The organism is Cellulomonas sp. P5_C5 (genome assembly GCF_054049655.1).
The window spans coordinates 22906-39423 of record NZ_JBFULY010000018.1; the positions used below are offsets into that span (position 1 = coordinate 22906).

At 73.3% G+C, this 16518-nt stretch carries 14 protein-coding genes; 4 read left to right on the plus strand and 10 right to left on the minus strand.

From position 1 onward, the window contains the following. Positions 1 to 10: 10 nt before the first annotated feature. A complete protein-coding gene (locus ACXJKF_RS14730) occupies positions 11 to 1585 on the minus strand; it encodes an OmpA family protein (RefSeq protein ID WP_456788457.1) in 1575 nt (524 codons plus the stop codon). 117 nt (positions 1586 to 1702) lie between these two features. Here ACXJKF_RS14730 and ACXJKF_RS14735 point away from each other — a divergent pair, with 117 nt between their 5' ends. The 3 genes from ACXJKF_RS14735 (at position 1703) to ACXJKF_RS14745 (ending at position 5063) form a co-directional block, all read left to right on the plus strand. Continuing rightward, positions 1703 to 3997, plus strand: coding sequence for an LLM class flavin-dependent oxidoreductase (locus ACXJKF_RS14735; RefSeq protein ID WP_456788458.1), 2295 nt, complete (start codon positions 1703 to 1705; stop codon positions 3995 to 3997). Further along, entirely contained in the window at positions 3994 to 4467 is a 474-nt protein-coding gene (locus ACXJKF_RS14740) for a heme-degrading domain-containing protein (RefSeq protein WP_456788459.1), read from the plus strand. Before ACXJKF_RS14735 ends, ACXJKF_RS14740 begins: the two co-directional genes overlap by 4 nt. Positions 4468 to 4556: 89 nt before the next feature. Then, the gene (locus ACXJKF_RS14745) at positions 4557 to 5063 is read left to right on the plus strand and encodes a hypothetical protein (RefSeq protein WP_456788460.1); all 507 of its coding nucleotides are present in this window, start codon (positions 4557 to 4559) and stop codon (positions 5061 to 5063) included. Between the two features lie 23 nt (positions 5064 to 5086). On the opposite strand, the gene ACXJKF_RS14750 is transcribed toward ACXJKF_RS14745, so the two are convergent. Beyond that, on the minus strand, positions 5087 to 6037 hold the full coding sequence (locus tag ACXJKF_RS14750; RefSeq protein ID WP_456788461.1) for an aldo/keto reductase: 951 nt from the start codon (positions 6035 to 6037) through the stop codon (positions 5087 to 5089). A gap of 197 nt (positions 6038 to 6234) precedes the next feature. Here ACXJKF_RS14750 and ACXJKF_RS14755 point away from each other — a divergent pair, with 197 nt between their 5' ends. Further along, complete coding sequence (locus tag ACXJKF_RS14755; protein ID WP_055914529.1) at positions 6235 to 6579, plus strand: RNA polymerase-binding protein RbpA; 345 nt, start codon at positions 6235 to 6237, stop codon at positions 6577 to 6579. A 98-nt stretch (positions 6580 to 6677) separates the two neighbouring features. Here the strand turns inward: ACXJKF_RS14755 and ACXJKF_RS14760 are convergent, their stop codons facing one another. The 8 genes from ACXJKF_RS14760 to ACXJKF_RS14795 form a co-directional block, all read right to left on the minus strand. Continuing rightward, a complete protein-coding gene (locus ACXJKF_RS14760) occupies positions 6678 to 7448 on the minus strand; it encodes a polyprenol monophosphomannose synthase (RefSeq protein WP_456788462.1) in 771 nt (256 codons plus the stop codon). After that, on the minus strand, positions 7445 to 9010 hold the full coding sequence (gene lnt / locus ACXJKF_RS14765) for an apolipoprotein N-acyltransferase (protein ID WP_456788463.1): 1566 nt from the start codon (positions 9008 to 9010) through the stop codon (positions 7445 to 7447). Before lnt ends, ACXJKF_RS14760 begins: the two co-directional genes overlap by 4 nt. Positions 9011 to 9439: 429 nt before the next feature. Next, positions 9440 to 11068, minus strand: coding sequence for an amidohydrolase (locus ACXJKF_RS14770; protein WP_456788464.1), 1629 nt, complete (start codon positions 11066 to 11068; stop codon positions 9440 to 9442). 75 nt (positions 11069 to 11143) lie between these two features. After that, positions 11144 to 13963, minus strand: coding sequence for a DEAD/DEAH box helicase (locus tag ACXJKF_RS14775; protein WP_456788465.1), 2820 nt, complete (start codon positions 13961 to 13963; stop codon positions 11144 to 11146). A 95-nt stretch (positions 13964 to 14058) separates the two neighbouring features. Beyond that, positions 14059 to 14973: a diacylglycerol/lipid kinase family protein gene (locus tag ACXJKF_RS14780; RefSeq protein ID WP_456788466.1), complete on the minus strand. Its 915-nt coding sequence runs from the start codon at positions 14971 to 14973 to the stop codon at positions 14059 to 14061. Then, positions 14970 to 15764, minus strand: a complete 795-nt coding sequence (gene tatC / locus ACXJKF_RS14785; protein ID WP_456788467.1) for a twin-arginine translocase subunit TatC — start codon at positions 15762 to 15764, stop codon at positions 14970 to 14972. Before tatC ends, ACXJKF_RS14780 begins: the two co-directional genes overlap by 4 nt. Before the next feature lie 43 nt (positions 15765 to 15807). Next, positions 15808 to 16122 (minus strand): Sec-independent protein translocase subunit TatA, encoded by a 315-nt coding sequence (gene tatA, locus ACXJKF_RS14790; RefSeq protein WP_456788468.1) that lies wholly within the window; start codon positions 16120 to 16122, stop codon positions 15808 to 15810. Between the two features lie 72 nt (positions 16123 to 16194). Next, positions 16195 to 16518 (minus strand): hypothetical protein, encoded by a 324-nt coding sequence (locus ACXJKF_RS14795; protein WP_456788469.1) that lies wholly within the window; start codon positions 16516 to 16518, stop codon positions 16195 to 16197.

A 16518-nucleotide genomic window follows, 5' to 3' on the forward strand; every position in this document is an offset into this window, starting at 1 on the left:
GTCGACGCCGTCAGCGCTGCGGAGCGTCCACCACCGGAACATCGGTGAGCCGGAACGCGGCCGCGCCGACGGAGATCCCCCCGAACGCCGCGATCTCCCGCGAGGCGACCTCGACGGCGACGGTCTCCGTGCCCGGGTCCGGCCAGACCACCGTGACCACGCCGGTGGCACCGGGCTCGAGCACCAGGCTGCGGTCCGTCAGTGGCTCTCGTCGGTCCGACTCGGCCGCACGCAGGTAGTCGACGGGGAAGAGCCGACTACGGCCGACGAGGAGGCTCACGTTCGTCGCCGCCTGCTGGAGGCTGGGGTCGAAGCTGCCCCTCGAGTCCCACGCACCCACGGCGAGGACGTCGCCCTTCAGCTGCCCCGTCCCGAGGTTCTCGAGCTCGAGCTCGCCCACGAGGTAGCGACCGTCGCGGCGCACCTCCGGCAGCCGGACCGAGAAGTGGTCCTCGCCGTCCTGGACGGTGACGCCATCGAGACCCGTCGCGGTGGGGCCCGTCGCCTCCGGGAGCTCGGAGGCGTCCGTGGGTGCGACGGGATCGACCTCGGCGTCGGCGGTCGGGACCAGCGTGACCTCGACGCGCCGGTTGAGGGACCGTGCCTCGTCGGAGGTGCCCTCGACAGCCGGCTCGCTCTCCCCCCGCCCGTCGACCGAGACCTCGAACGCCGACAGGTCGACCAGGCCGCCGAGCCGCTGTGCCACGCTCTGCGCCCGGCGCTGCGACAGGTCGAGGTTGTGGGCCTCGTCGGCCACGTCGTCCGTGTGCCCCACGACCGTGAGGCGGCCGCCGGCGTAGGCGGCGACCTGCGCACCCGCCGCAGCCAGTGCTGCCTCCGCCTCCGGTCCGAGGTCGGCGGAGTCGGTCGCGAACAGCACGTCGGAGGAGACGTCGACGGTCACCTCGGTCGCCGTCTGCCGGGCCCGCACCTGCCCGCCTACCTGCTCGGTGTACGTCTCGAGGTCGAGCACCGGCCGCTCGGCGACGGCATCCTCGGCGAGCTCGGACGGCGGGACGGAGAGGGTCCCGGCGGCCGAGGCGTCGACGAAGGGGACGTCGTCGAACCAGCCCGCGTGGGGAAGCAGCACGTCGACTGTGTCGGCGTCCGGGACGGCGAACGCGACGTAGATGATCTCGGTCCCCTCGCCCGCGGCTGCCTGGGCGGCGTCCGTCGCGGTGCCTTCCGGGCTCCCGTTCTTGCTCATCACGGGCCCGTCGGCGGCGGTGCGGGCCACCGCCAGGACCGTGCCGGCGTCGACGTCCACGAGCCGGACGCCGCTGGGCCCCGGGCTGCTGATGCTCTCGAAGACCTCCCAGAACGCCATCCGGAGCGCGGGCGGTTCGGTGGGCGCCGCAAGCCGGAGCACGGCGACGTCGTCGTGGACGGCGAGCGGACCGACCTCCAGGTCGACCGGTGTGCCGTCGAGCGTGACCGTTCGCACCACCGGCTCGACCTGGACCGCGGTCGCGCTCGAGGTCGACGTCGGCTCCGGAGTTGCTGGGTCCGCTCCGCCGCTCGTGCAGGCTGCCGAGGTCGCCGCGACGAGCAGCATCGTGAGCAGGGTTCGTGCGGTCGTCGTCATGGCCAGCTTCCGGTGGGTTCGACGGGCTGCGGCAGTGTGTCAGCCGGTCGACGTCTGGGCGCACGGGTATCGCCGATCGGTCGTATCGTTGAACCCTCAACCAACTGGAGGATTCGCATGCCGGACTACGGCCACGATCTCGTCCTCGGGACCTTCCTGACGCCGGCCGCCAAGAACCCCCAGCAGGTCGTCGCGCTCGCGCAGGGCACGGAGCGCGCCGGGCTGGACCTCGTCACGTTCCAGGACCACCCGTACCAACCGGCCTTCCTCGACACCTGGACCCTGCTCTCCTGGGTCGCCGCGTCGACCGACCGCATCCACGTCGCGGGCAACGTGCTCAACCTCCCGCTGCGTCCGCCCGCTGTTCTCGCGCGCGCGGCCGCGAGCCTGGACCTGCTCTCCGGCGGGCGGTTCGCGCTCGGGCTCGGCTCCGGGGCGTTCTGGGACGCGATCGTCGCGATGGGCTCCCCGCGCCTGACCCCCGGGCAGGGCGTGGACGCGCTGGACGAGGCCATCGACATCGTCCGCGGCATCTGGGACACGAACGAACGGTCCCCGCTGCGGGTCGGCGGGACCTACCACCGCGTCGACGGCGCCAAGCGCGGTCCGGCGCCGGCCCATGACATCCCGATCTGGCTCGGCGCCTACAAGCCGCGGATGCTCGGTCTCGTGGGGCGCAAGGCCGACGGCTGGCTGCCGAGCCTCGGCTACCTGAAGGACGGCGACCTGGCCGCCGGGAACGCCCGGATCGACGAGTCGGCGCAGGCGGCCGGGCGGGACCCGCGCGAGATCCGGCGCCTCCTGAACCTCGGCGCCGGGTCGTTCTCGGGGTCCGGGTTCCTCCAGGGGCCGCCCGAGCGGTGGGTCGAGGACCTGCTCCCCCTCGTCCTCGAGGACGGCATCTCGACGTTCATCCTCGGCAGCGACGACCCCGGGACCATCGCGCGGTTCGGCGAGGAGGTCGCGCCCGCCCTGCGGGACGCCGTCGCGGCGGCGCGCGCCTCGGCCGGGACCACGACGGGCACGGTCCGGCCCGCGGCCTCCCTTGCCCGGCGACGTGCGGGGATCGACTACGACGCTCTGCCCGCTTCGCTCGCCGCGACCGCCGTGGAGCCCGGCGACCGTGAGTACGCCCGCGTCCGGTCGTCGTACGTCTACGCCGGCTCCCCCGGCCTCGTCCTGCGACCGCGGGACGCCGAGGCGGTCCGTGACGCGCTCGCCTTCGCCCGAGCGCAGGACGTGCCGTTGGCGGTGCGGAGCGGCGGTCACGGGATCAGCGGCCGGTCCACGAACGACGGCGGCATCGTCATCGACCTCGGCGCGCTCGACAGCGTCGAGGTGCTCGACCGTGAGCAGCGTCTCGTGCGGCTGGGTGCGGGCGCGCGGTGGGGTGACGTCGCTGCTGCGCTGTCACCGCACGGGCTCGCGATCAGCTCCGGTGACTACGGGGACGTCGGCGTCGGCGGTCTGGTGACCGCGGGTGGTCAGGGCTTCCTGGGACGCTCGTACGGGCTCACGCTCGACCACGTGGTCGCCGCCGAGCTCGTCCTCGCGGACGGCCGTCTCGTGCGGACTGACGCGACGCACGAGCCCGACCTGCTGTGGGCCGTGCGGGGCGCCGGGGCGAACTTCGGCATCCTCACCGCCGTCGAGATCGAGGCGGCCGAGGTCGGCAACGTCGTGCACGCGACGATCATCTTCGACGCGACCGACACGGCATCCTTCGTCCAGGCGTGGGCGGACCTCGTGGAGTCCTCCCCGCGTGAGCTCACCAGCTTCCTCAGCCTGGTGCCGGCCCGCGGTCAGGACCCGGCGATCGGCTACACGATCGTCGTCTGGGCGAACGACGACACGGACGCCGCCGTCGTCGCGCTGGAGCGGTTCCTGGACCTGGCGCCCGTGCTCCAGCAGCAGGCTCAGCTGGTGCCGTACGCCGCCACGGTGACCGCGCACCACGGCGAGCACACCGGCGGTTCCGCGCCCGCCAGCCGGGGCGGGCTGATCGAGCACGTGACCCCGGAGCTCGCCGCGTTGCTCGGCGAGCTCCTCGCCGCCCGAGACGCCGACATGGTGCAGCTGCGGGCGGTCGGGGGCGCCGTCAACGACGTCGACCCGGCGGCGACCGCCTACGCGCACCGGACACAGAACTTCTCGCTCCTCGCGTCCGCCCGGGGCAGCCGCCGCGCGCAGGTCGACGCGTGGTGGCAGCGGCTCGCGCCGCACCTGCGCGGGGTCTACCTCAGCTTCGAGACCGACCAGTCCCCCGCCCGGATCGCCGAGGCCTTCCCGCCGGAGACGCTGGCTCGCATCGGCAGGCTCAAGGCCCTCTACGACCCTGGGCACGTGTTCGACGGGAACTTCGGGGTCGCTCCGACGCCGGCCGGTAGTGCCCGTGCCACGATGACGACATGAGCACCGACGACATCACCGACGTCATCGCGCGCGTCGAGCAGCAGGAGCACGACCTCGTGTTCAGCACGTTCACGAACGACGACGCGTGGCGCCTCGGCTGCCTGCTCGTCGAGCTGGCCCAGGAGCGGGACCTGCCGGTGACCGTCGACGTCCGCCGCGGCACGCAGCAGCTCTTCCACGCGGCACGCCCCGGGACCACGCCCGACAACGACAGCTGGGTCGAGCGCAAGGTCCGCGTCGTGGAGCGGTTCGGGGCGTCCTCGTACCTCGTCGGCCTGCGCGCCCAGGCCAAGGGCACCACGTTCGCCGCGCAGCACGACCTGCCGCTCCAGCAGTTCGCCGCGCACGGGGGCGCGTTCCCCGTGCGCGTCCGCGACGTCGGCATCGTGGGCGTGGTGACCGTCTCGGGCCTCCCGCAGGCCGACGACCACGCGCTCGTCGTCGAGGCCCTCGTCGCGCACCTCGCCTGAGCCGCCCACAGACCTCCCCGGCGCGGTGCTCGCGCACAGATCGTCGTACGTGACCACCATCGCCGCGGCGTGCGCCCGAGCCTGGCGGCATGACGGAGCACGGGTGGTTCGACGAGGACTGGGACGACGGCGACGAGGACGACCGGTGGGATCCCGACCCGGTGCCGGTCGGTGCCGACGGGCTCGCCCCTGACCTGCCCGGCCCACGGGGTGCAGCGCTGCGGTCGGGCAGCGACGCGCTCGCGGTCCTGCTCGACCTCGTCGGACCCGGGCGCGCCGGGGCACCGGCCCTCTGGTTCGTCCTGCTCGACGCCGAGGACCGGACCACTCCCGTGGTGCTGCCCGTCGTCGACGTCCCGACCCGCGCCGACCGTGCGGTCGCCCGCCGGCTCCTCGCCGTGCTCGGTGCGCTCCTGCGCGCCGACGAGCCCGGCGGGTCCGTGGTCGTCGGGCTCGTCCGCGCGGCGGGCGGCGACCTCGGCGCGTTCGAGGCGCAGTGGGTGCCCACCCTGCGGGACGCCGCCGACGACGCCKGGGTGCGCCTCTGGGCGGTCGTCGCGATCGGCGAGAGCCGGGCGCGCGTGCTCGAGTGGTGAGGGCGTGCCGGGTAGGCCCCGCGTCAGGCCGACGGGCCGGGTGCCGCCTCGTCGATCGCCGCGAGCTGCTCGAGGCTGGGCTCCCAGCCGATCGACGCGACGTTCGCACGCAGCTGCTCGGGCGTGCGGGCACCTGCGATGACGGTCGACACCGCGGGTTGCGCCGCCAACCCGCCGAGCGCCAGGGTCGGCAGGTCGATGCCCCACGCCGCGGCCAGCGACTCCAGCGCCTCGATGCGGTCGAAGTCGGCGCGCGCCAGCCGGTCCGGCATCCGGGTCAGCCGTGTCCCGTCGGGGGCGGCCTGGCCGCGGCGGTACTTGCCGGTGAGCAGGCCCGACGCCAGCGGAACGAACGGGATGAGCCCGACCCCGACCTGCTCGGCTGCCGGGACGAGCTCGGCCTCGGCACCGCGGTCCAGGAGGTTGTACCGGTTCTGCGCGGACACGAAGGGCGTCGCACCGGCCGTGCGCGCGCTCCAGTCCGCGTCCACCACCTGCCAGGCTGCGAAGTTCGAGGAGCCGATGTAGCGGACCTTGCCCTCGACCACGAGCTCGTGCAGGGCGGCCAGCGTCTCCTCGATGGGCGTCACCGGGTCCGGCGCGTGCATCTGGAGCAGGTCGACGTGATCGGTGCGCAGCCGGAGCAGGGAGCTCTCGACGGCCCGCCGCACGTAGCGCCGAGAACCCCGCACGCCCCAGTCGGGACCGTTCAGCCCTCCGGTGTCCAGGCCGAACTTGGTCGCGATCACCACGTCGTCACGGTGTCCTGCCAGAGCCGCGCCCAGCAGCTCCTCGCTCTGGCCCGGGACACCGCCGTACACGTCCGCGGTGTCGAAGAACGTGATGCCCGCGTCGAGCGCGGCCGCGACCAGCGCCGGGACCTCCTGCGACGGGAGCGTGGCACCGAACGTGTTGCACCCGAGCCCCGCGACGGAGACGACGAGGCCGCTGTCGCCGAGCTGTCGAAAAGACATCTCAGCGCCAGTGCGAGAGGCTGGTGGGACGGGAGGGGTCGAATTGCTCACCCGGGCAACCCTAAGCCTCTCCCCCGCGCACCAGGTGCATTCACGAGACCTTCACGTCCTCCTGGAACACTGGAGGGGCGCCCGCCGTTGACACCGGTGGAAGTTCTCACTCTCGACGGCCGTACAACGGCACGGAGGTTCCCCAGATGGCAAACCGGTCCCTGCGCGGCATGCGCATCGGGTCCCACAGCATGGAGACGGAAGATGGCGTCGAGTTCGCCCCCCGCCTCCAGGCTCACTACGACTGTCCCAACGGACACACCATCATCCTGCCGTTCTCGGTCGAGGCCGACGTGCCGGTGGTGTGGGAGTGCCGTTGCGGCGAGGAGGCGCTGCTCCGCGACGCGTCCAAGCCCGAGGTGAAGGCCGGCAAGCCGCCGCGCACCCACTGGGACATGCTGCTCGAGCGCCGCACCGTCGGCGAGCTCCAGGAGCTCCTCGACGAGCGACTGGACCTGCTCCGGTCGGGCAAGCTGCGCCGCAGCGCCTGACAGCGCTCAGCACTGAGCCCGCCGCGCACTCAGCACTGAGCCCGCCGCGCACTCAGCACTGAGCCCGCTGCGCACTCAGCACTGAGCCCGCTGCGCACTCAGCGCCCAGATCGACGGAACGCTCCCGCCACCCGGCGGGAGCGTTCTGCTATCCCCCACCGGGTGACGTTGAACAGCGCCTCGACGACGATGGCACGGCTCATCTTGCTCTGGCCGAGCTCCCGCTCGACGAACGTGATCGGGACCTCGACCACCCGCGCACCCGTGCGCACCGCACGCCAGGCCATGTCCACCTGGAAGCAGTAGCCCTGGGACGCGACGTCCTCCAGGCCCAGCCGACCGAGCAGCCCCGCGCGGTAGGCGCGGAAGCCGCCGGTCGCGTCGCGCAGCGGGATGCCGAGCACGATCCGCGTGTAGGTGTTCGCACCGCGAGAGAGCACGTGGCGGCTCACCGGCCAGTTGAGCACGCTCCCACCGGGCACCCACCGCGAGCCGAGCACGAGGTCGGCGTCCGTGAGCGCGGCCAGCAGCCGCGGGAGGTCCTCCGCCCGGTGGGACCCGTCGGCGTCCATCTCGACGACCACGTCGTACCCGCGCTCCAGCGCCCAGCCGAACCCCGCGACGTACGCGGTGCCCAGCCCGAGCTTGCCGGCACGGTGCAGGACGTGGACGCGCTGCCGTCCCTCGGCGGCCTCGGCCTCCGAGATCTTCTCCGCCAGCTCGCCGGTGCCGTCCGGTGAGCCGTCGTCGACGACGAGCACGTCGGCGTCGGGGACGTGGGTGCGTAGGCGGTCCAGTGCGCCGGGCAGGTTCTCGCGCTCGTCGTACGTCGGGACGACGACGAGCACACGCGACAGGGCCTCGGTCATACGGCTGTCTCGATCCGGTCGGCGCGGCGCACGCGGTACGCCCCGGCTGCACCGGCGAGCACCACGCACACCGCGAGGGCGTCGATGATCCATGCGGGCCACGAGCCCAGCCTCGTTGCGGGCGTCAGCGTGTCGCGCAGGGGAAGGGTAGCCACCATCTGCTCTGCGGTGAAGAGGCCTGTCTGCTGGGTGACCACCCCGTTGGGGTCGATGACGGCGCTGACGCCGACCGTCGAGATCTGCACGGTCGCCCGTCCGTGCTCGATCGCGCGGATCCGTGACATCGCCAGCTGCTGCGTGGACTCGTCGGACACGCCGAACGACGCGTTGTTGGTCTGGACCACGAGCACCTCGCCGCCGGCGCGGACCGCCTCCCGCACGATGCCGTCGTAGGCGACCTCGAAGCAGATGACGTCGCCGATCCCGACCGTCCGCCCGAGCCGCTCGGAGTCGAGCGGGATGTAGCCGGGCTCGGTGCCGGGAAGCATGTCCCTCGTCACCAGGTCCACGGCCGACGAGAACTGCCGCACGAACGAGCGGATGGGGATGTACTCCGCGAACGGCGCCGGGTGCTGCTTGGTGTACGTCGCGGTGACGCCCACACCGGGTTCCCAGAGGACCGCCGTGTTGTAGCGCCCGCCGCTCGGCGGGTACTCGACCGTCCCGACGAGCATGGGCGCGTCGACGGCCTGCGCTGCTCCGTCGATGAGCTCGGCCGCGCCCTGGTCTGCCTGCGGGTCGATGTCCGTCCCGTTCTCCGGCCACAGGACGATGTCGAGCTCGCCGGGCTCCACCTGGTCGAGCAGCGCGAGCGTGCCCGCGACGTGGTTGTCCAGGACGGCCTGCCGCTGCCCGAACGCGTCCAGTCCCGTGCCGGGCACGTTGCCCTGGACGGCGCCGACACGCAGGCTCCCGGTCTGCGCCTGGGTGTCGAGCGGGACCAGCATGCTCACCACGAGCACACCCCCGACCACGGCCGTCGCGGCGACGAGCCGGCCGATCTCCAGCCGGCGCGCGGCGAGCATGATCCGGGCGAGCAGGACGCCCACGGCGACCACCGCTCCGGTGAGCATCGGGGTCCCCGCCAGGGAGGCGAGCGCGGAGAGGGGTGAGTCGGCCTGCGAGAAGGCGAGCCGTCCCCATGGGAAGCCCCCGAACGGCCAGGCCGCGGCGAGCTCCTCGGTCGCGACGAACAGGATCGTGAAGACGACCACCTGGAGCCCGATGCTGCGCCAGACGGCGTTGCCACGCCGCGCCCAGCTCCACGCGGCGCCGAAGAGCGCGAAGAACCCCGCCTCGAGCGTGCTGAGCGCGAGCCACGGCACCAGCCCGACGGCCTCGTCGGCCCACGTGATCAGCAGAAGGAAGAACGTCAGTCCCCAGACGAGCCCGACCAGGGCGTTCCAGCGCGCGCTGTCCCGTCGCAGGGCGAGGTACAGGAGGGCGACGCCGAGGAAGGCCGTCCCCCACCAGCCGGGCTCCGGGAACGCGAGACGGGTCAGCAGGCCACCCGTGACGGCGAGGACCAGAGTCCACCAGCGGGCGGGTTCACGGGCGGGCACCACTGGAGGGTACGTCAGCCGACTGAGGGCCTGAGTCTGTGGACGGGAGGTGCGTCGGACGGGTCCGACCGACCGGCCCGCGTGTCCTTCGTACCGGTCGGCGTGCAGGCGCACGGACCGTTGTCTACTGAACACGCGGGCCCGGTCGGAGCCCTCCCCCAACCCTTGCCCTCACAGGCCCTCGACGGCGTCGTCGTAGGCATGTCGGCAACGGTGGATCTCCTGAGGAACCTACCGAGATCCGCACGAGTGTCAAGGTCGCGTCGGTGCAGGTGGGAGCCGTACGCGCAGGTCATCCGCGCACCATCGGTCCCGTCTGACCRGTTCGGCTCGGCGTGTCGCCGCGCGTGTCGGCAGATCCGGTCGAAGCGGGCGGATCCGGTCGGCGGCGGACGGCCGAGAATTCACCCGCTCGGCGCCGCCGTCGCGTCAGAGCGTGTCGTGCAGGATCACGCCGTCGCGGACCGTCCGCAGGCAGACCGGCTCCGGAGCGTCGGGGCCGAGGTCGGGCAGCAGCGGGATCCCCGCGCGTGCGTCCGTGCTCCAGGACGAGAACTGGCCCTCGGCGGCCTGCACCGTGAGGTTGTCCGCACGCCAGACCGCGAAGTGCGCCGGCGCACCGACGCGCAGCTCGCCGGCGCCCGTGTGGTCGAGCCCCGCGACGCGCCAGCCGCCCCGGGTGGACGCGCGGAACGCCGCCCGCGCGGAGATCCGCTGGTCGACGGCACGGTGCCGGACGGCTGCCCGGACGCCCGCCCAGGGGTCCACCGGTGTCACGGGCGAGTCGGACCCGAAGGCGAGCGGCACCCCGGCCGCAGCCAGGTCCGCGAGCGGGTTCAGCGCGGCGGCGCGCCCCGCGCCGAGCCGGGTGGCGTACATGCCGTCCGGGCCGCCCCACGCGGCGTCGAACGCCGGCTGCATGCTGAGCCGGACGCCGAGCAGGACGAGCGCGGCGAGCGTCGGGGCATCGACCATCTCGGCGTGCTCGAGCCGGTGCCCCATCCGCGCGATGGCGTCGGGACCCTCCACGTCGACCGCCGCGCGCAGCCCGAGCAGCAGCTCGTCCATCGCCCGGTCCCCGATGACGTGGAACCCACCCTGCACCCCGGCACGCGTCACCGCGGTGAGGTGGTTGCAGATCTGCTCGGCGGTCAGGTAGAGCACGCCCGAGCTGTCCGGCGCGTCCGTGTACGGCGAACGGACGGCGGCGGTGTGCGAGCCGAGCGAGCCGTCGATGTTGAGGTCCCCGCCGATTCCCGTCAGGCCCGGGATCGCCGCGAGGATCTCGCGCGCGTCGTCGACCGTGACGCACTGCTCGCCGCGGTAGGCGACGAGGTGCGGCAGCCCGCTGGTGGCGTCGGCCGTGAGCTCCAGCAGCTCGACCAGGCCGGCGCGGGTGTCGATGGACGGGGCGGAGTGCTCGTGCACGGACACGACGCCCCGCGCGGCAGCGTGCTCGAGGGCGCGCCGGTACAGGGCGGTCCGGTGCTCAGGGCTCACCTGGCGGGCGGCGTCGCGTGCCGCGTGGTGGGCGTCACGCTCGACCCGCCCGTCGTAGCTCCAGCCCGGCAGCCGGTCGAGGCCCGCCGCGTCCGACAGGGCGCTCGACACCACCGCGGAGTGCACGTCGACGCGTGCCAGGTAGACCGGCGCCCCGCCGGCCGCAGCGTCGAGCTCGTCGCGGGTGGGCGGCCGGCCCTCCGGCCAGCGCAGCTCGTCCCAGCCGAAGCCGAGCACCGGGGCGTCCGTGGTCCGCTCGCGCGCCGCCCGGTGCACCGCGTCGAGCGCGTCCGCGAGCGAGCGCACGCCGCCGTCCGGCGACAGGTCGATCGACTCCAGGGCGAGGCCCGTCTCCAGGACGTGCACGTGGGCGTCGACGAAGCCGGGTGCGACCAGGGCCCCGTCGAGGTCGACCACCTCGTCGGCGCGGGACACCATGCCGTCGGCGGTGTCGTCCGCGCCGAGCCACACGATCGTGCCGTCGTCCACCAGCAGTGCTTCGGCGAAGGGGTCGGCGGCGGAGTGCACCACGCCGTGCCGGTACAGGGTCGAGCTCACAGGGGCACACGATAGGGCAGGCCAGCCCGACAAAGCGTGCGGAACCGGACGGGCGCCCGGGTGAAGGCCGTCACGTCAGACGGAGGAGTACGCCACGACCCCGTGCCGCAGGGCGTCGACGGCCTGGCGCGCGGTGTCCCGCAGTCGCTGGTGAGGAGCCGCCTGGGAGACCTGGTCGAGCACGTCGATGACCTGCTTGCACCACCGCACGAAGTCGCCCGCCGAGAGCTCGCTGCCCTTGAGGACCGCGTCGAGGCTGCGTCCGGCGGCCCACCGGTGCACCGCCTCGACCAGGCCCGCGTCGAGCGGCTGGATGGTCTCCACCTTGTGCGCGGTCTCGAGGTCGTCCAGCTCCGACCAGGCGCGCACGCACCCGTCCAGCGCGACGCCCAGCCGGCTGTGCGGGCCACCGGGGATCCGCGGTTCGCCCTGGTCGTCGCGACGCGACCGGTACACGAGCGTCGAGACGGCCGCGGCGAGCCCGGGAGCGTCGAGCTCGTCGAACACGCCACGCCGGAGGCACTCGGCCAGGAGCAGGTCGTTCTCCGCGTAGAGCCGCCGCAGCCACCGGCCGTCGTCGGTGACCTCCAGCGCGGCGCGACCGGCGTCGTCGGTCGTCGTGGCCAGGTAGCCGAGCCGCAGCAGGATGTCGCAGATGCGGTCGAAGACCGCGGCGATGGAGCCGGTCCGGCCGGCGATGCGCGCGACGAGGGCGTCGTGCTCKCCCGCCAGACGCGCCCAGCGCTCGGCCCACCGCGCGTGCTCCTCGCGGTCGGGGCAGCTGTGGCACGGGTGCGCGCGCAGCCTGCGGCGCAGGGCGGCGATCTCCGCGTCGTCCTGCGCGGCCCGACGGCCGCCCTTCGGCCGGTCCTTGCGCGTGGGTCCAGTGCCGGTGCCGACGGAGGACCGCAGGGCGGCGGCCAGGTCTCGACGCGCCGCGGGCACCCGAGCCGTGAAGCCCTTCGGGACCCGCAGGAAGCCCACCGTGCTCACCCCGGACCCGACGTCCGCGACGGTCAGCTTGCGCACCTGGCGGTCGACCGTGAGCACCGTCGGCTTCGGCCCGTCGAAACCGGCGGCGCCGCCCGGGTCGATGACGACCGCGTGCCCGCTGCGTCGACCGACCGGGATCTCGAGCACGTCACCGACCCGCAGGCCCTCCAGCGTGCGCGCGACCTCGGCCCGGCGGGCCGACGCCTCGGCCTTGGTCAGGTCCTTCTCGCGAGCCGTGATCTGCCGCCGCAGGTCCGCGTACTCCGCGAAGTCGCCCTGGTGGCACACCATCGCGCGGGCGTACCCCTCCAGGGCCTCTGCGTGCCCCTGTGCCTGCCGCGCGAGGCCGACGACGCCCCGGTCGGCCTGGAACTGCGCGAAGGACGTCTCCAGCACGTCTCGCGCCCGCTCGCGGCCCACCTGGGCGACCAGGTTGACGGCCATGTTGTAGGTCGGGCGGAAGCTCGACCGCAGCGGGTACAGCCGCTTGGACGCCAGCCCCGCCAGCTGCACCGGGTCCAGGCCGGGGTGGGCGACGACGACCGCGTGGCCCTCCGTGTCGATCCCGCGGCGCCCCGCTCGCCCGGTCAGCTGGGTGTACTCCCCCGGCGTGACGTCGACGTGGCTCGACCCGTCCCACTTGACCAGCTTCTCCATGACCACCGACCGCGCGGGCATGTTGATGCCGAGCGCGAGCGTCTCCGTGGCGAACACGACCTTGACCAGCCCGCGGGAGAAGAGGTCCTCGACGGTCTCCTTGAACAGCGGCAGCATCCCCGCGTGGTGCGCGGCGACGCCCCGCTGGAGCGCGTCGCTGAACTCCCAGTAGCCGAGCACGTCGAGGTCCTCGGGCGGCACCGCAGCGCAGCGCTCCTCCACGATGCGACGGATCTCGGAGACCTCCGCCGGCGTGGTCAGCCGCACGCCGGCGGCCAGGCACTGCTGCACGGCGCCCTGGCACCCGGCGCGAGAGAAGATGAAGACGATCGCGGGCAGCAGGCCGTCGCGGTCGAGGGCGTCGACGACCATGAACCGCGGCGTCGGCCGGCCTCCTCCGGGACGTCCGCCGCCGGGACGCGGGCGACCTCCACGATCGCGCGGACCGCGACGCGGCTGGCCCACCTCCTCGCGGTTGCTGCGGCGCAGCACGTGCGTCAGATCCGGGTTGATCGGCGGGTCGACGCCCGGCGCGGTGGGGTCCACGTGGCCGGCGTACAGGTCCAGCAGGTCCCCGTGTACAAGGACGTGCTGACCGAGCGGGACCGGGCGGTGCTCGCTGACCACCACCGTCGTGTCACCGCGCACGGTGGCCAGCCAGTCGCCGAACTCCTCCGCGTTCGACACGGTCGCGGACAGCGAGACCAGCTGCACGTCGTCGGTGAGGTGGATGATCACCTCTTCCCAGACCGGTCCGCGGAACCGGTCGGCGAGGTAGTGCACCTCGTCCATCACGACGAACCCGAGGCCCTGCAGGGTGCTCGACCCCGCGTAGAGCATGTTGCGCAGGACCTCGGTGGTCATGACGACCACCGGTGCGTCGCCGTTGATGGTGGTGTCACCGGTGAGCAGGCCGACCTGGTCCGCGCCGTACCGGCGGACCAGGTCCGAGTACTTCTGGTTGGACAGCGCCTTGATGGGGGTCGTGTAGAACGCCTTGCGGTTCGACGCGAGCGCGAGGTGCACCGCGAACTCGCCGACCACCGTCTTGCCCGCACCGGTCGGCGCCGCGACGAGCACGCCGCTGCCCCGCTCCAGCGCCTGGCAGGCGTCGATCTGGAACTCGTCCAGCGGGAACCCCAGCAGCTCGCGGAACTGCCCGAGCTCGCTGCGGTCCACCTCGGCCCGGCGCCGGGCCGCGGAGTAGCGCTCCGCCGGTGAGGGTTCGGCCGGCGGTGTGCTCACGCTCGGCGACGAGGACGGCGGGACGGATCTCCGGGAGCGGGATACCACCTGCACACCCTAGGCACACCACCCGACGACGTACGTCCGCGGCGCGCTCAGCAGAGGACGGACAGCGCTCCGGGATCGACCGTGACGCGCAGCGGGAGCGGGCCGATGCGCTCGCCGTCCGCGAACGCCACGGGCGGAACCGGTCCGAGGTCGGTGAGCGGCTCGATGAGCACGGACCGGCTGCGCAGGACCTCGACCGCGGGGTGGCCGACGTGCTTGCCCTGGTAGATGCCGGGAAAGATCTTGACGACCCCGGGCTTGGTGAACGGCCCGGCGACGACGACGTCGAGCAGGCCGTCGTCGATGACCGCGTCGGGCGCGATCTTCAGCCCACCGCCGATCCACGGGATGTTGGCGACGGCGACGAGCGTGCCCGCCGACTCCCACACCGAGCCGTCCAGCGTCACGCGGTAGCCGTAGGGGCGGAACCGGCCGAGCTCGGCGGCCAGCGCCCGCACGTAGCGGCCCGACCCCTTGGGCCAGGTCATCTCGTTCGCGCGTGCGTTGATCGCGGCGTCGAAGCCGCAGGACAGGACGCCGAGATACCACTCGTGCGCGGCGTGCACGGGCGACCCGACCCGGACGGCGTCCACGCGACGCGGGCCGTCGAGGAGCCCGTGCTCGATCGCTGCGACCGACGCCGGCGCATCGCCGCGCGGGAGCCCCAGGGTCCGCGCGATGTCGTTGCCCGTCCCCGCGGCCACGATGCCGAGCGGCAGGCCCGTGCCCGCGACGACGTTGACGCCGAGGTGCACCATCCCGTCGCCGCCGACCACGACGAGCGCGTCGAGACCCTGGACCGCCGCGGCGCGCGCCCGGTCCGTCGCCTGCGCCAGCGTGGACGCCGACAGGTCCTCGACCTTGTGACCCCGGGCCCGGAGGAGCTCGTGCACCTGGCGGCCGGCCTGCGTGCCGCGCCCCCTGCCCGCGGTGGGGTTGATGACGAGGCCGAGGTGGATCACGCGGTACCGGCCGCGGTGCCGGGATCCTCGGCCATCGTCCCGTCGAGGCGCGGCAGACCGGCGGCCACCCGACGGCGGTCGACCCGGCGGTCGTGCAGGACGCAGACACCGAGGGCCAGGAAGTAGAGCGCGCTCATCGGGATCGCGACGGCGAGCATGGTGATCGCGTCCGGCGTCGGCGTCACGACCGCGGCGAACACGAACGACAGCAGCACCGCCCACCGCCAGCCCTTGCGCCACGTGGCGGCGGTGCCGACCCCCGCGAAGTTGAGCGCGACCATGATGATCGGCAGCAGGAAGGCGATCCCGAACGCGAGCATGATGCGCATCACGAAGCCGAGGTACGTCTGGGCGTCGATGATGTTGGTCGCGCCCGTCGGCGTGAACTCGGTGAGGAGCCGCACGGCGTTCGGCAGCACCCACCACGCCATGAATGCGCCGGCGAGGAACAGGGGCACCGCGACGGCCACGAAGCCGATCGCGTAGCCCCGCTCCTTCCGCGTCAGGCCCGGCGTCACGAACGCCCAGAACTGGTACAGCCACCACGGGCTCGACAGGATGATGCCGAGGAAGAACGAGACCTTGACCTGCATGTCGAACGACGTGGCGATGCCCGCGAAGTTCAGCGTGATCAGGTCGTCACGCTCCGCGGCGACGAGCTCGATCGGGCGCTGGAGCGCCGTGAACACCGGGTCGTAGAGGAACCAGCCGATGACGGCACCGACCACGACACCGATCGCGGCGAGGAAGACACGTCGGCGGAGCTCGACCAGATGGGCACGCAGCGGCATCCGGCCGCCGGGTTCATCCCCGCGGCGAGCGTTCACGTGCGGGTCAGGCCTTCGGCGGGGCGTTGCCCTCGGACGGCGCCTCGACGGGCCGGACCGGGGTCACGTACCGGGGCTCGACCACCGGGGGAACCACGGGCGGCGCGCCGACAGGGGTCACACCGGCCGGCGCAGCCGGGGGCGACGTCGCGACCGGCGGGGCGGGCGGCTCGTCGTCACGCAGGTCCTTGACCTCGTGCTTGAAGATCTTCATCGACTGGCCGACGCTCTTGGCCAGGTCGGGCAGGCGCTTGGCGCCGAACAGCAGGACGACCACGAGCACCACGATGATCACGTGCCAGGCGCTGATGTTTCGCAACACGTCAGGTCCTCCGTCGGAATCTCGATGACCGGGTGATAGTACCCGCGTCACCTGGGGATGGAGTGCAGACGGCTACCGCCAGTAGGCCTGCCACCGGAGCCGGGTGGCCACGTGCCGCTCCTCGCGCACCGCGCGGCGCCCCGCGGCCGCCTCACGCAGCGCATCGAGCCGGGCACGCAGGACGGCGCGATCGGCGAACAGCGTGGGACCGGTGTCCCGGGTCCCCGCCGCGGCCTGGAGCTCATCGATGCGGTCGGCCAGCTGCGCCGTGACGTCGGCAGCGCGCGAGAGCTCGTGCAGGAGCGCGACGGCGGAGCGCCACAGGCTGCGGCCGAGCAGGAACGCCCCGCCGAGCGTCGCCAGGACGAGGAGGGTCCACACCGAGAACCAGAGCAC

Coding starts and splice junctions, on each gene's coding strand:
- ACXJKF_RS14730 (WP_456788457.1), bottom strand. CDS start 1,585: ATGACGACGACCGCACGAACCCTGCTCACGATGCTGCTCGTCGCGGCG.
- ACXJKF_RS14735 (WP_456788458.1), top strand. CDS start 1,703: ATGCCGGACTACGGCCACGATCTCGTCCTCGGGACCTTCCTGACGCCG.
- ACXJKF_RS14740 (WP_456788459.1), top strand. CDS start 3,994: ATGAGCACCGACGACATCACCGACGTCATCGCGCGCGTCGAGCAGCAG.
- ACXJKF_RS14750 (WP_456788461.1), bottom strand. CDS start 6,037: ATGTCTTTTCGACAGCTCGGCGACAGCGGCCTCGTCGTCTCCGTCGCG.
- ACXJKF_RS14755 (WP_055914529.1), top strand. CDS start 6,235: ATGGCAAACCGGTCCCTGCGCGGCATGCGCATCGGGTCCCACAGCATG.
- ACXJKF_RS14760 (WP_456788462.1), bottom strand. CDS start 7,448: ATGACCGAGGCCCTGTCGCGTGTGCTCGTCGTCGTCCCGACGTACGAC.
- tatC (WP_456788467.1), bottom strand. CDS start 15,764: ATGCCGCTGCGTGCCCATCTGGTCGAGCTCCGCCGACGTGTCTTCCTC.